At 68.7% G+C, this 13847-nt stretch carries 14 protein-coding genes; 3 read left to right on the top strand and 11 right to left on the bottom strand.

The genetic code is table 11. The annotated features are described in order from the left end of the window. Window positions 1–303: 303 nt before the first annotated feature. A complete protein-coding gene (locus GCU42_RS05620; RefSeq protein WP_240309348.1) occupies window positions 304–3477 on the bottom strand; it encodes a helicase-related protein in 3174 nt (1057 codons plus the stop codon). Window positions 3478–3574: 97 nt separating this feature from the next. On the opposite strand from GCU42_RS05620, the gene GCU42_RS05625 reads away from it, so the two are divergent. Next, window positions 3575–4645, top strand: coding sequence for a metallophosphoesterase (locus GCU42_RS05625; RefSeq protein ID WP_162789147.1), 1071 nt, complete (start codon window positions 3575–3577; stop codon window positions 4643–4645). Next, window positions 4645–5673 carry a hypothetical protein gene (locus tag GCU42_RS05630; protein ID WP_114226622.1) on the top strand — a complete coding sequence of 343 codons (1029 nt, stop codon included), beginning with the start codon at window positions 4645–4647 and terminating at the stop codon, window positions 5671–5673. Before GCU42_RS05625 ends, GCU42_RS05630 begins: the two co-directional genes overlap by 1 nt. Here GCU42_RS05630 and GCU42_RS05635 read toward each other — a convergent pair. The 3 genes from GCU42_RS05635 to GCU42_RS05645 are packed head-to-tail and all read right to left on the bottom strand — an operon-like array spanning window position 5670 to window position 8680. Continuing rightward, window positions 5670–6362: a DUF4956 domain-containing protein gene (locus GCU42_RS05635; protein ID WP_114226623.1), complete on the bottom strand. Its 693-nt coding sequence runs from the start codon at window positions 6360–6362 to the stop codon at window positions 5670–5672. The two genes, GCU42_RS05630 and GCU42_RS05635, sit on opposite strands and share 4 nt — an antisense overlap. 57 nt (window positions 6363–6419) lie before the next feature. Then, window positions 6420–7229 (bottom strand): polyphosphate kinase 2, encoded by an 810-nt coding sequence (gene ppk2, locus GCU42_RS05640; protein ID WP_114226624.1) that lies wholly within the window; start codon window positions 7227–7229, stop codon window positions 6420–6422. Between the two features lie 38 nt (window positions 7230–7267). After that, the gene (locus GCU42_RS05645; RefSeq protein WP_114227737.1) at window positions 7268–8680 is read right to left on the bottom strand and encodes an FAD-binding oxidoreductase; all 1413 of its coding nucleotides are present in this window, start codon (window positions 8678–8680) and stop codon (window positions 7268–7270) included. Window positions 8681–8733: 53 nt separating this feature from the next. Between GCU42_RS05645 and GCU42_RS05650 the strand changes: the two genes are divergently transcribed. Next, window positions 8734–9237, top strand: a complete 504-nt coding sequence (locus GCU42_RS05650; RefSeq protein ID WP_114226625.1) for a dihydrofolate reductase — start codon at window positions 8734–8736, stop codon at window positions 9235–9237. Here the strand turns inward: GCU42_RS05650 and GCU42_RS05655 are convergent. From GCU42_RS05655 to rplF, 7 genes are all read right to left on the bottom strand, one after another. Continuing rightward, window positions 9234–9878 (bottom strand): adenylate kinase, encoded by a 645-nt coding sequence (locus GCU42_RS05655; protein WP_114226626.1) that lies wholly within the window; start codon window positions 9876–9878, stop codon window positions 9234–9236. The two genes, GCU42_RS05650 and GCU42_RS05655, sit on opposite strands and share 4 nt — an antisense overlap. A 61-nt stretch (window positions 9879–9939) precedes the next feature. Next, on the bottom strand, window positions 9940–11310 hold the full coding sequence (secY, locus tag GCU42_RS05660; RefSeq protein WP_114226627.1) for a preprotein translocase subunit SecY: 1371 nt from the start codon (window positions 11308–11310) through the stop codon (window positions 9940–9942). 100 nt (window positions 11311–11410) lie between these two features. Continuing rightward, complete coding sequence (gene rplO, locus GCU42_RS05665; RefSeq protein WP_114226628.1) at window positions 11411–11956, bottom strand: 50S ribosomal protein L15; 546 nt, start codon at window positions 11954–11956, stop codon at window positions 11411–11413. A 63-nt stretch (window positions 11957–12019) separates the two neighbouring features. Next, window positions 12020–12196, bottom strand: coding sequence for a 50S ribosomal protein L30 (gene rpmD, locus GCU42_RS05670; RefSeq protein WP_114226629.1), 177 nt, complete (start codon window positions 12194–12196; stop codon window positions 12020–12022). Window positions 12197–12203: 7 nt separating this feature from the next. Further along, entirely contained in the window at window positions 12204–12953 is a 750-nt protein-coding gene (gene rpsE, locus GCU42_RS05675) for a 30S ribosomal protein S5 (RefSeq protein ID WP_114226630.1), read from the bottom strand. Window positions 12954–12956: 3 nt separating this feature from the next. Further along, window positions 12957–13310: a 50S ribosomal protein L18 gene (rplR, locus tag GCU42_RS05680; protein ID WP_114226631.1), complete on the bottom strand. Its 354-nt coding sequence runs from the start codon at window positions 13308–13310 to the stop codon at window positions 12957–12959. Continuing rightward, on the bottom strand, window positions 13310–13846 hold the full coding sequence (gene rplF / locus GCU42_RS05685) for a 50S ribosomal protein L6 (protein WP_114226632.1): 537 nt from the start codon (window positions 13844–13846) through the stop codon (window positions 13310–13312). Before rplF ends, rplR begins: the two co-directional genes overlap by 1 nt. Window position 13847 lies beyond the last annotated feature (1 nt).

Consider the following 13847-nt stretch of genomic DNA (forward strand, 5'->3'; position numbering starts at 1 on the left):
TATTGACTCGCTTGAGATAGCCGAGCGATCCTTCTTGAGGGGGAGTGCAGCCCCGAAAGCTGACCTCGGTCGTCGCCTTTGCAAAACCCTCCCCTACGCAGTCTGATCGAACTGCGTCCCGTATAGTTTGCGAAAGTTCCCGTTTCCAAATTCCCGCGCTGCTTGCGCCAAGGGCGGAATTTTGCCGTTCCTTCGGAAGCGCGTGACGTCCTTGTCAGTCTAAATCGCGATACTTTCCCGTTTTTTTGACTTCAGCGCACAGAGACGATTTCGCTCCCGACTGGCAGGCGCGCCACCTGCCGGTCAGGCCATCGCCGCGAGCAGTTCCTCGCTGCGGGCGAGGCGGTCGGCGTCGGTGTCGAGCGCCTCGCGCAGCAGGAAGCGGTCGCCCTTTTCCTCGAGTTCGACGGGCAGGTCGGACGGAGTGCGACCCCGACGCGGCGTGAAAGCGATGGCGGCGGGGCCGGCGTCGAGCCGGGCGATGCCCGCGGCGCGGGCGAGGACGCGGAGACGCGCGGCGACAAGCATCCGCTCGACCTGTGCCGGGAGTTCGCCGAAGCGGTCGGCCAGTTCCGCCTCGAACCGTTCGAGTGCGCCAAGGTCGGCGAGCCGCGCGAAGCGAGCGTAGAGCCCGACCCGGATTTCCTCGTCGGGGATCCAGCTTGCCGGCAGGTGGCCGATGTCGCCGAGATTAAGCTCGGGCACCCAGTCGTCGGCCGGCTCGCCGCGCGCTTCGCGGAGCGCGCGTTCGAGCAGATGCTGGTAGAGGTCGACCCCGATTAGCTTGACGTGGCCCGACTGCTCGTCGCTCAGCAGGTCGCCGGCGCCGCGCTGGTCGAGGTCGCGGGCGCTGATCTCGAACCCGGCGCCCAAGCGGTCGAACGCTTGCAACGTGGCGAGCCGGGCGCGGGTGCGCGGGGCGATCTCGGCGCCCTCCTCGGTCAGCAGATAGATTTGCCCGCGGCGGGAGCCGCGCCCGACCCGGCCGCGCAACTGGTGAAGCTGCGACAGGCCGAAGCGGTCGGCGCGCCAGACCAGCATGGTATTGGCGCGGGGCACGTCGAGCCCGGCCTCGATGATGTTGGTGGCGAGCAGCACGTCGCCCTCGCCGCCGGCGAAGCGGACCATCACCTCGTCGATCTCGGCGGCGGGCAATTTGCCATGGGCCTGGAGCAGTTCGAGCTCGGGCGCGGCCTTGGCGATGCGCTTCGCCATGTCGGCCATGTCCTCGATCCGCGGCACCACGACGAAGCTTTGCCCGCCGCGCTGATGCTCGCGCAGCAGCGCGGTGCGCACGCTCGCCTCGTCATAGCCGGCGATGGTGGTGCGAATGGGCTGGCGACGCGCCGGCGGCGTGCCGAGCACCGACACCTGCTGGAGCCCGATCAGCGCCATCTGGAGGGTGCGGGGAATCGGGGTCGCGCTGAGCGTCAGCACATGTCCCGCGCCGAGCGCGCGCAGCTTGGCCTTGTCGGCCGCGCCGAAGCGCTGCTCCTCGTCGACGATGACGAGCGCAAGGTCGGCATAGCCGACCGCCTTGCCGGCGACCGCGCCGGTGCCGACGACGACGCGAATGCTGCCGTCGGCGATGCCGACAAGCATGCGCTTGCGCTCGCTTGCGGAGGTCAGCCGCGAGAGGCCGCCGACCTCGATTCCGAGCGCACCAAAGCGTTCGCGCGCGGTTTCGAGATGCTGGCGGGCGAGCACCGTGGTCGGGGCGGCGATGACCACTTGGCGCCCGGCGAGCGCCGCCATCGCCGCCGCGCGCAAGGCGACCTCGGTCTTGCCGTAACCGACGTCGCCGATCAGCAGCCGGTCCATCGGCTTGCCCGAGGCGAGGTCGCCGCGGATGGTCTCGATTGCGCGGGCTTGGTCGGCGGTTTCGGTGAAGGGGAAGTCGGCGGCGAACTGTTCGTAGCGTGCCGGGTCCGGTTCGAGTGAGGGTGCCTCCAGCTTTTCGCGTTCGGCGGCGAGCGCGACCAGTCCGCGCGCGGTTTCAGCGATGCCCTTGAGGATGTCGAGCCGGCGCTTCTCCCAGCTCGAGCCGTCGAGCTTATCGAGCGTCACGGCGTCCTCGTCGGCGCCGTAGCGCCACAGCCGGTCGGCCTCTGCGACCGGGACCAGCCGGCGGGCATCGCCCGCGAACCGCAGGACGATCGCCTCGCCCTCGTCGTCGAGCGATTGGAGGCCGGTGACGACCCCGATGCCGTGATCTTCGTGCACCACAACATCGCCGAGCCGCAGCTCAGGCGCCTGGAGCATCGCCAGCGGATCGCTGAGCGCGGCCGCGTCGTCGCGTTGCGCGCGGCTGCCGAGGAGATCGGCCGCCGCGACCACCACGAGACCGGAACGCCGAAACCCGCGCAGGAAGGGCGCGGCGAGCGTCGCGACGGCGCCGGGTTCGAGCGTGGCGGCGTCGCTCCACCGTTCGAGCGGTTGAAGTTCCTGCTTGAGCTTGCGCGCGATTCGCGGCGCCAGGAAACGCAGGTCGCGGGGGGTGCCGGCGATCAGTAATCGCTCGCCGGCGGCGAGTGTGTCGCGCGCGAAACGGAGAAAGGCGCGGTCGGGGGCGCGCTGCTCGGCGAAGCGCGGCGGTGGCTCACTGTCGCCACCGGCGATGGCGAGCGGTTCGTGGTCGGCCACCGCCGCCTGCCAGCGCTCGTCGGGGCAGATGTCGCGGAGCGCGCGGCGCGGGCGGCGCTTGCCGGCGTCCTTGGCGAGATCGAGGAAGCGGCGACGGCGGCCGTCGGCCTTGTCGGCCAACGCGAGCAGCGCGCCCGGCAGGTGGTCGAGCAGGGTCGCGCCGTCCCCAAGCGCCGGCTCGCTCACCCGCCCGAGTTCGAGCCGGTCGCACTCGTCGACGGTGAGCTGGGTGACGGCGTCGAAGGCGCGGATGGCGGTGACCTTGCCGTCGGCGACCTCGATCCGGAACGGCTGGTGAGTGTCGGCGGGGAAGACGTCGAGCACCTGGCCGCGCAGGCCGACCTCGCCCGGCTCGTCGACCCGGTCGTCGGCGACATAGCCGAGCTCGATCAGCTCAGCAGCGAGCGCCTCGAGGCTGCGTTCCTGGCCGGGCGTGACGATCGGGGGCGAGGTGGCAAAAGCGGCCGGAGGCGCGGTCAGCCGCGCCGCCGCTTCGCCGCTGCTGACGAGCATGATCCGGCGGCGGTCGGGCCTGGTCAGCTCGACATGGACGTGGCGGAGGACCGCGGTGCGTTCGCCCGCGTTGGCCGGGGTCGGCGGGGCGGACTCGCCGGGAAGCGAATCGCTCGCGGGATAGAAGAGCACCAACGCCTCGGGCGCGGCGGCGGCGACCATCCGCTGAAGGTCGCGCCCGACTACCTCGTCGGCGGCGAGGTAGATGAGTTCATGCTGCGAAACCGCGTCGAGCAGCGCGGCGGCAGTCTTTTCGGTGGTCGGGGCGGGCGAAGGCGACTCAAGGGAAGCGCTGGTGCGCTCGACAGAAAGTTGGGACACCCAAGCCGAACCCGCGGCACCCGGACGCGTTCCGACGGTCCGCTTGACAATCGGCGCCGCGACATGGCCTTCTCAAGTCCTTCCCGGGGGGCTCGAGATGATGCGACGCCTGTGGCCTTGGCTGGCGATCCTGCTCGCGCTTTGCGCGGGGCCGGGCGCGACGCAAACGCCCGCCCCGGCCCCCGCCCGGATCATCGCGGTCGGCGACCTTCATGGCGACTATGACGCATGGACCGCGATCGCCCGTGCCGCCGGGCTGATCGACGCACGCGGCCGCTGGGCCGGCGGGACGACCGTGCTGGTGCAGACCGGGGACATGGTCGACCGCGAGCCCGACAGCCGCAAGATCATGGACCAATTGATGCGCCTCGAGCGCGAGGCGCCGCGCCGGGGCGGGCGGGTGATCGTGCTCACCGGCAATCATGAGGCGATGAACGTCACCGGCGACCTGCGTTACGTGACGCCCGGCGAATATGCCGCGTTCGTCACTCCCGACAGCGCACGCCTGCGCGACCTGCTATTCGCCCAACAGGGCGTCGCCTTCGCCACCCGTATCGGGGCAGCCGCGAAGGGGCTGACCCCGGCGCAGTTGCGGGCGCAATTCGAAGCGGAGACGCCGCTCGGCCTCGTCGAACATCAGCTCGCCTTTGACCCGGCAAAGGGCACCTATGGCAAGTGGATCGCCGCCAATCCCGTGATCGTGAAGCTTGGCGACACGCTGTTCGTCCATGGTGGTCTGAGCGCCGAATATTCGGCGCGGACGCTCGATGCGCTCAACGCCCAGGCCCGCACCGAACTGCTCGCGAAGTCGCAAGATGAAAAGGCGCTGATCAACGACCCGCTCGGGCCGTTATGGTACCGCGGCCTCGTCACCCGGGCGCCCGAGCCGGGCGCGCCGCAAGCGACGGTGGCCGCCGCCGCTTCCCGCCCGAGCATCGCCGACGACCTGACGCAAGTGCTCGCCGCCACCGGTGCCAAGCGGATCGTCGTCGGGCATACGCCGAGCCTCAAGGGCATCATCGTCGACCAGGACGGTCGGCTGGTCCGGATCGATAGCGGCAACAGCCGTTACTACGGCGGCCCCCTCACCTATCTCGAAATCCTCGGTGATCGGCTGGCGCCGCACACAGTCCCGCGTCCCTTGCCCACTCCAGCAAAGGCCCGCTGATGCCTCGCCACCTTCGAACGGTCACTTTCGGCGCCATCCTCGCGACCGCCGCCGCCGCGCACGCCGGGCCCGCGACCCCGCTGTTCAGCAGCGAGGAGCCGATCACCATCACCGTCTCGGCGCCGATCGCGCAGCTGACAAGCGACCGCGACGAGACCAACAAGCGCGACGGCACGCTCACCGTCGGCGGTGAGACGTTGCCCATCCGCCTCAACCCGCGCGGGATCACCCGGCGCGAGGCCGATGTCTGCGATTTCCCGCCGCTGCGAGTCGAATTTACCAGCAAGCCAAAGTCGGGCCTGTTCGCGGGGCAGAAGAGCCTCAAGCTCATCACCCATTGCCGCAACTCGCCGAGCCACCAGCAATATGTGCTGCTCGAGGCGGCCGCCTATCGGATGTACAATGTGCTGACCCCGCTCAGCTTTCGGACGCGGCTCGCCAATGTCACCTACACCAACCCGCAAGGTAGGCCGGTCGTCACCCGGGTGGGCTTCTTCCTCGAAGACCTCGACGACGTCGCCCGCCGCAACGACCTGAAGAAGGTGCACGAGGGCGACCGCGTCCCGCTCGAGCGGCTGTCGGCAGCCGACGGCGGGCGGTTCGCCTTGTTCGAATATTTCATTTCCAACCTCGACTGGTCGATGCGCGCCGCGCCGAAGGGCGAGCCGTGCTGCCACAACGGGCGGCTGCTGCAGTCGCCTGCCGGCGGCGCTTATGTCCCGGTGCCCTACGACTTCGACTTCTCGGGATTGGTCAACGCGCCCTACGCGACCCCGCCCGCCGGCGTGCCGGTGAGCAGTGTGCGCTCGCGGCTCTACCGCGGCTATTGCGTCCACAACCGCACTGCGCTCGCTGCGGCCGCAGACATACGCAGCAAGCGGGCGCAACTGCTGCAGGCGTTGAACTCGACTCCCGGGCTGTTGCCCGCGACCGCGCAGCGCGCCGCCGCCTTCCTCGACCCGATGTGGACGCAATTCGCCACCGACCACTCGGTGCAGTCGAGCATCCTCGCGCGGTGCGTGAACTAGAAAGGCTTGCTGAGGTCGCTGCTTGACTCGGCTGGCGCGGTCTTCGCCCCGCGCACGCCGGGGGTGAAGTCGCTCATGTAGCGCTTCATGCCTTCGCGCTCGCCATATTCGGTCAGCCACAGCAGCACGAAGCTGACGCAGAAGGTCAGGCTCATCACGTAGGACAGTTCGGCCGCGCCGGTGCCCGCGGCGAGCCCGATGCCGACGCTCAACAGGATGTAGAGCGCGTCGCCCGAGCTCTTGAGGCTGTTCTTGAACCGCACCGCGCCAGCGATTCCGCCGAGCGCGAAGGCGAGGCTGAGGCTGTTCTGGACGATGATCACGATCGAGGTGACGGTGATCGGCAGGACCAGGATCGTGCTGATCAACGACTGGTCATATTCGGCCTCGTTGCGGGTCGCCATGTAGACCCAGCTCACCGGCCAGGACGACAGGAACGACGCCAGCACCGCCGCAAGCATCCAGCCGATGCTGCCGCCGATGGTAGCAACATGGTCGTAGCTGCCCTTGGCAACCGGCTTGATGGCGTTGGCGCCGCTTGCCCCAGTCGGCTGGGTGATGAGATGCTGGGCGCTGCCGATCGGCAGCATCGTCTGCAGGCCGGGATAGCGGGTTAGCAGGAACCAGGCGATCAGCGCGAGCGCGCCGAAATAGATGAGCAGAGTGATGGACAGCCGGACAGCGCGCATCTCGTTCCCCCGATCGAGCTGGCGCGAAGCTTGGCGCGCAAGGCGCGCTTTGCCAAGCTATTCCGGATCGATCAGTGAGACCTTCACCGGCTTGATCGGCTTCAACACCTTGTAGCTTTCCTTGATCGGCTCACCCGGCAGCGGCGGCCAGTCGACGACCGGCAGCGGCAGCTTGGTGTCGGGCAGCCGATCAAGCAGGTCGCGGATCAGCGTCAGTCGGCCCAGCCCCTGATTGTTGAAGTCGACCAGCGTCCACGGCGCGTGCTTGCTGTCGGTCTTCTTGAGCATCCGCTCGCGCGCGGCGGTATAATCGTCGTAATGCTGGCGCGCCGAAAGGTCGATTGGCGACAGCTTCCAGCGCTTGAGCGGGTTTTCGAGCCGCTCGCGGAAGCGCTTTTCCTGCTTCTCCTGGTCGCAGCACAGCCAATATTTGAAGAGCAGGATGCCGTCGTCGATCAGCATCTGCTCGAACGCCGGCACCTCGGCGAGGAAACGATCGACCTGCTCGTCGGTGGCGAAGCCCATCACCTTTTCGACGCCGGCGCGATTGTACCAGCTGCGGTCGAACAGCACGATCTCGCCCTCGCCCGGCAGGTGCGGGACGTAGCGCTGGAAATACCATTGGGTCTTTTCGCGGTCGGTCGGGGCGCTCAGCGCGACCACCCGGCATTGGCGCGGATTGAGCGGCCGCTGCACCGCCTGGATGGCGCCGCCCTTGCCGGCGGTGTCGCGCCCCTCGAACAAGACCAGCACGCGCTGCTTGGTCTCGGACACCCAGCGCGCCATGTCGCCAAGCTCTTCCAGCAGCGGCTGGAGGTTGGCTTCATATTCCTCGGCGCTGAGCTTGCGCAGCCTCTTCTTTGCCATGGCAGGGTGGTGCCAGCCCGCGCCGGCCAAGGCAATCGTCAGCCGACCAGCTTGCCCGGGTTGAAGATACCGTGGGGGTCGAGCGCCTGCTTGGTCGCCCGCAGCGCGAACATCCGCGCCGGGGAGCTGAGCCGGGCGAGCTCCTCGCGCTTCATCTGGCCGATGCCATGCTCGGCGGAGAGCGAGCCGCCGGCGGCGGTGACGAGATCGTGGACGAGCCGCGTCGCGGCCGGCCCGTCGCGCTCCAGCCAGCGGTCGCCATCCTGCGCTGGCGCGCGGACGTGGAAGTGGACATTGCCGTCGCCGAGATGGCCGAAGCCCGACGCATGGGTGCCGGGACACGCCCGCTCCACCGTTGCCGCCGCCTCGACCATGAAGCGCGGCATCGCCGCGACCGGGACCGAGATGTCGTGCTGCAGCGCCGGCCCCGCGCGTTTCTCGGCCTCCGAAATGCTGTGGCGGATGCGCCAGAAGGCCTCGGCCTGGGCCTCGCTGGTGGCGAGCGCCGCATCGTCGAGCAGATGCGCCGCCAGCGCGTCCGAAAGCAGTCGCTCGAGCAGGGCGGCCGGCGGTTCGGCATGGTCGGCGGTGGCGGTCGCCTCGATCAGGGCGTGCCAGGCGTGGCGGCCGCCAAGCGGTGCGCGCGTGTCGGGAATGAAGCGCAGCACGCGTTCGAGGCTGTCCTGCGGCAGGATCTCGAACCCTTCGACTGTCGCGGTCCGCGCGTCGAGGAAGCGGAGGAGGTCGAGCCCCTGTTGTGGGCTCGCGAGGCCGACCCACGCCACCGCGCGCTCGCGCACGGCCGGGACCAGGTGGACCGCGACCGCGGTGACGATGCCGAGCGTGCCTTCGGCGCCGATCAGCAGCTGGTCGATCGCATAGCCGCGATTGTCCTTCTTGAGCCCGGCTAGGCCGTCGTGGACCAGCCCGCCGCTCAGCACCGCCTCGACCCCGCCGACCAGCCGCCGCATGGTGCCGAAGCGGAGTACCTGCGTGCCGCCGGCATTGGTTGAGGCGAGCCCGCCCAGCGTCGCACTGCCGCGCGCGCCGAGGTCGAGCGGCAAGCGCTGGCCCTCCGCCGCGGCGGCGGCCTGGAGGTCGGCGAGGATCACCCCCGCCTCGACGATTGCCTGGCCTTCACCGAGATGGCGGATGCGGTTCATTCGCCGCAGCGACAGAATGACCGCGGCGCCGCTCTCGTCGGGGGTCGCGCCGCCAACCATCGAGGTATTGCCGCCCTGGGGCACCAGCGCGACTCCATGCTGTTCGGCGAGGCGGACGATCTCGGCGACCTCGTCGGTGGTCGTCGGCTGGAGCAGACCCGCCGCCCGCCCGGTCCAGCGGCCGCGCCAATCGGTCAGCCAGGGCTCAAGATTGGCGGGCTCTGTCACCACCGCGCGCGCGTCGAGACGGGCGCGGGCTGCCTCGATCATCTGCTCCGCCGCGGTCATGCGCCCGCACATAAGCGCTTGCCTGACCGAGAGCGAGCGGCAAGGTCGCGGGCATGAACGATGCTGCCCGTCCGCCCCTGACCCTGATCGTCGCGCGCGCGCAAAATGGCGTCATCGGGCGCGACGGCGCGCTGCCCTGGCATCTCCCCGCCGACCTCAAGCGGTTCAAGGCGCTGACCATGGGGACGGCGATGCTGATGGGCCGCAAGACCTTCGACAGCCTGCCGGGCGTGCTGCCCGGCCGGCGGCACCTGGTGCTCACGCGCGATACGCAGTGGCAGGCGCCGGGCGCCGAGGTGGTTCATTCGGTGGAGGAAGCGATCGCTGCTGCCGCCGGCGCACCAGTGAGCGTGATCGGCGGCGCCGAAATCTTCGCGCTGACGCTGCCGAGTGCGACCCGCATCGAGCTGACCGAGGTGCTGGCCGACATCGCTGGCGACACCATCATGCCCGATCCGCGCGCAGAAGGCGGTTGGCGGGAGGTAGGACGCGAGAAGCATCCGGCGGAGGGCGAGCGGCCCGCCTTCGCCTTCGTCACGCTCTATCGCGCGCCTTAAGTGTCAAGGATGGCGTCGATCTGCCGCGCGACGTCGTCGACGCTGGCCATGCCGTCGACCCGCCGCACCAGTCCCTTGTCCTCATAATACGGTAGGATCGGCGCGGTCTTGGCGCGATATTCGGCCATCCGCGTGCGGACGGTCTGCTCATTGTCGTCGGGCCGCCGCTTGAACTCGTGGTGGCCGCAGACGTCGCAAGTGCCCTCGACCTGCGGCTGCTTGAAGCGGTCGTGGTAGCTGGCGCCGCAATTGGCGCAGGTGAAGCGGCCGGTGATGCGCTCGACCAGCGCTTCCTCGTCGACCTCAAGCTCGATCACATAGTCGAGCTTGCGGCCGCGCTGGGCGAGCAGGATTTCGAGCGCTTCGGCCTGATGGCCGGTCCGCGGGAAGCCGTCGAAGATCGCGCCCTTGTCGGCGGTCTCGTCGAGCCGCTCGCCAATCAGCGCGGAGACGATTGCGTCGCTGACCAGCTCGCCCGCTTCCATCACGGCCTTGGCTTTCAGTCCGACTGGCGTGCCGGCCTTGACCGCCGCACGCAGCATGTCGCCGGTCGACATCTGGATCATGCCGCGCTCGCGCTCGAGCCGCTGGGCCTGGGTGCCCTTGCCCGCGCCCGGCGGCCCAAGAAGGATGATATTCACGCCCAACGCTCCCGCCTGTTCAGCGCCCAAGTCACCAGACCGTCCCCCACGATGCAAGCGGTCAGCGGCGCGCTGCCCGCGCCCCCTTGAGCTTGGCCTTCTTGATGAGGTCGCCATATTGATGCGCGATCAGGTGGCTCTGGATCTGGCTGACCGTATCCATCGTCACGTTGACCACGATCAGCAGGCTCGTCCCGCCGAGGTAGAACGGGATGCCGAGCTGGGTGAACATGATCTCCGGCACCAGGCAGATGATCACCAGGTAAGCCGCGCCGAGCACGGTCAGGCGGTTGAGCAGGCGGTCGAAATATTCTTCCGTCGCCTTGCCCGGCCGAACGCCCGGGATGAAGCCGCCGTTGCGCTTGAGGTTCTCGGCGGTCTCTTCCGAATTGAACTGCACCGCGGTGTAGAAGAAGCAGAAGAAGACGATGCCCAGCCCGTAGAGGGTCATGAAGATCGGGCTGCCGTGCTGCAGGTAGGTCGACAGCGTGATCAGGAAGTCGCTGCCGCCCGAGCCCGCCGTGCGCGCGCCGGCCATCTGGATGACGGTCAGCGGCATCAGCAGCAGCGAGCTGGCGAAGATCGGCGGAATCACGCCCGCGGTGTTGATCTTGATCGGCAGGTGGCTGCGCTCCTGGCTCATCATGCCCCGCGCGGTGGCGCGCTTGGGATATTGGATGAGGACGCGGCGCTGGGCCCGCTCCATGAAGCAGATGAAGAGGATGAGGCCAACGACGAGAGCGATCACCAGGATGATCACGATCGGGTCCATCGTCCCCGCGCGGCCGCCTTCGAGCAGCTGGGCGAGGTGGGTCGGCAGCGAGGCGACGATGCCGGCCATGATGATCAGCGACACGCCGTTGCCGATCCCGCGGCTGGTGATCTGCTCACCGATCCACATCAGGAAGAGGGTGCCGCCGATCAGGCTGACAGTCGCGGCGACGCGGAAGGTGATACCCGGCTGGACCACCGCAGCGATGTTCTGCGTCTGACCGAGGCCCTCGAGCCCGACCGCGATGAAATAGCCCTGCACCATCGTCAGCAGGACGGTCAGGTAGCGGGTGTACTGGTTGAGGCGCTTGCGCCCGGTCTCACCCTCCTTCTTGAGGGCCATCCACGGCGGATACATGGTCGCGGCAAGCTGCACGACGATCGAAGCGGTGATGTAGGGCATGACGCCGAGCGCGATGATGCTCATCCGCTGCAGGCTGCCGCCCGAGAAGGTGTTGAAGAAGTCGAGCACGCCGCCCTGCTGGGTCTTGAACAGCTCGGCCATGGCGCGGGGGTCGATCCCCGGCATCGGCACGTGGCTGAGCAGACGGAAGAGGATCAGCGCCCCCACCGTGAACCAGATGCGCTTCTTGAGCTCGGTCGCCCGGCTGAAGTTCGAGAACGTAATGCTGGAAGCCAGGCGTTCGGCTGCGGATGCCATTCGAAGTCCTTAAGGAAACAAGGCGGCGGATGGCTCATCAGCCCCCCGCCGCCTCATATAGTCTCGTTACCGCGCTTGAGAAGCGCTGGCGCGAGGCGGCTTACTTGCCGGACTTCGCGGCCTTGCTGGCAATGCGCGCCTCTCGCGCCTTGCCCTTCTTGGCAGCAGCGAGTTCGGCCGGAACCTTGCGCTCGATCAGCTCGACGCTGCCGCCGGCCTGTTCGATCGCCTCACGCGCGCCCTTGGACACGCCGGCGACCTTGAGCGCCAGCTTGGCCTTGAGCTCACCCTTGCCGAGGATGCGAACGCCGTCCTTGCCGCCGCGCGCGATACCCGCGGCCTTCAAGGCGTCGTGGTCGATCGTGCCGTCGGTCTTGAGCGTGCCGGCATCGACCAGCTTCTGGATCGCGCCGAGGTTCACTTCGGCATAGTCACGCGCGAAGATGTTGTTGAAGCCGCGCTTCGGGATCCGCATGTGGAGCGGCATCTGGCCACCTTCGAAGCCGAAGATGCTGACGCCCGAGCGGCTGGTCTGGCCCTTCTGGCCGCGGCCCGAGGTCTTGCCCTTGCCCGAGCCGATGCCCCGGCCGACCCGCATGCGGGACTTGCGGGCGCCTTCGTTGTCGCGGAGTTCGTTCAGTTTCATGTCAGTGCACTCGCTTTCGCTTTTGTCGCGCAGCCGGCCAACCCGCCGGCGGGGTCGTGAAGCTTAGCGCTCCACGTTCACCAGATGCTGCACCTTGCGGAGCTGGCCGGCGACCTCGGGGGTCTCCTCCACCTCGACGGTGCGATGCATCTTGTTGAGGCCGAGACCGACCAGCGTCGCGCGCTGGGTCTTGTCGCGGCGGATCGGCGAACCCGTCTGGGTGATCTTGATGGTGGCCATGACAGGCTTACTCCGTGATCGCTTCGGCGGTCGCTTCCGCCTCGGCGCTGGCCATGCCGCCACGGCCGAGCAGGTCGGCGACCTTCTTGCCGCGACGCTGCGCCACCGAACGGGGGCTGGTCTGTTCCTTGAGCGCCTCGAAGGTCGCCCGGATCATGTTGTACGGGTTCGAGGTCCCGACCGACTTGGTGACCACGTCGGCGACGCCGAGGCTCTCGAAGATGGCGCGCATCGGGCCACCCGCGATGATCCCGGTCCCCGCCGGAGCGGTGCGGACGGTGACGCGGCCGGCACCGAAGTGACCGAGGCCGTCATGGTGCAGGGTGCGGCCATCGCGCAGCGGCACGCGGATCATGGCCTTCTTGGCCGCCGCGGTCGCCTTGCTGATGGCTTCCGGCACTTCGCGCGCCTTGCCGTGACCGAAGCCAGCGCGGCCTTTGCCGTCGCCGACCACGACCAGCGCGGCAAAGCCGAAGCGCTTGCCGCCCTTCACGGTCTTGGAGACGCGATTGATGTGGACCAGCTTCTCGATCAGCTCTTCGCCGTCGTCGTCGCCGCGCGGACCGCCACGACGATCGTCGCGCCGGCCACGGTTGCCGCCGCCGCGATTGTCACGACCGCCGCCGGGGCCGCCACGGCCACGACCGCCGCGCGGACCGCGGCCCTCGGTGGCCGGCTGACCGGCGTCGGCGCCCTGGGCCGCCGGAGCCGCGTCGGGAGCACCCGCCTGGGTCTGGGTTTCAGTCTCGTCAGCCATCACTTAGAACTCCAGACCGCCCTCTCGGGCGGCGTCGGCCAGGGCCTTGACCCGGCCATGGAAGAGAAAACCGCCGCGGTCGAACACGACCCGGTCGACACCCGCCGCCTTGGCGCGCTCGGCGAGCGCCTTGCCGACAGCCTTGGCGCCCTCAGCGGTCGCGCTGGTCTTGCCGCGCAGGTCCTTGTCGAGGGTCGAGGCCGACGCGACCGTGCGGCCGGCGGCATCGTCGATGACCTGGGCGTAGATGTGGCGGCCCGAGCGATGCACGGACAGCCGCGCCTTGCCCGACGCGCGCGCCTTCAGCGCGGTGCGAACCCGGCGACGACGCCGGTCGAAGAGGGAGAGCTTGGCCATTACTTCTTCTTCCCTTCCTTGCGGAAGATGAACTCGCCGCGGTACTTGATGCCCTTGCCCTTGTACGGCTCGGGCTTGCGCCAGCGACGGATTTCGGCGGCGACCTGGCCGACCTTCTGCTTGTCGATGCCGCTGATCTCGACCGTGTTAGGGTCGGGAGTCTTGACCTCGATGCCTTCCGGCACGGCGTAGTTGACGTCGTGGCTGTAGCCGAGCTGCAGGCGCAGGTTCTTGCCCTGGGCCGCGGCGCGGTAGCCGACGCCGGTGATCTCGAGCACCTTGGTGAAGCCCTCGGTCACACCGGTGACGAGGTTGAGCACGTTGGTGCGCTGCATGCCCCAGGCGGCGCGAGCGCGCTGGCTGTCGTTGACCGGCTGGACGCTGATCTGGCCGTCCTCGACGGTGGTGTTCACCAGGTCGTCCATGACGGTCATCGAGAGGGTGCCCTTGGGTCCCTTCACCGACAGGTTGCGGCCTTCGAGGTTGGCGGTCACGCCGGTCGGAACCGGGACGGGCCTTTTGCCGATGCGGCTCATC

Source organism: Sphingomonas ginsengisoli An et al. 2013, assembly GCF_009363895.1.
Lineage (GTDB): Bacteria > Pseudomonadota > Alphaproteobacteria > Sphingomonadales > Sphingomonadaceae > Sphingomicrobium > Sphingomicrobium ginsengisoli.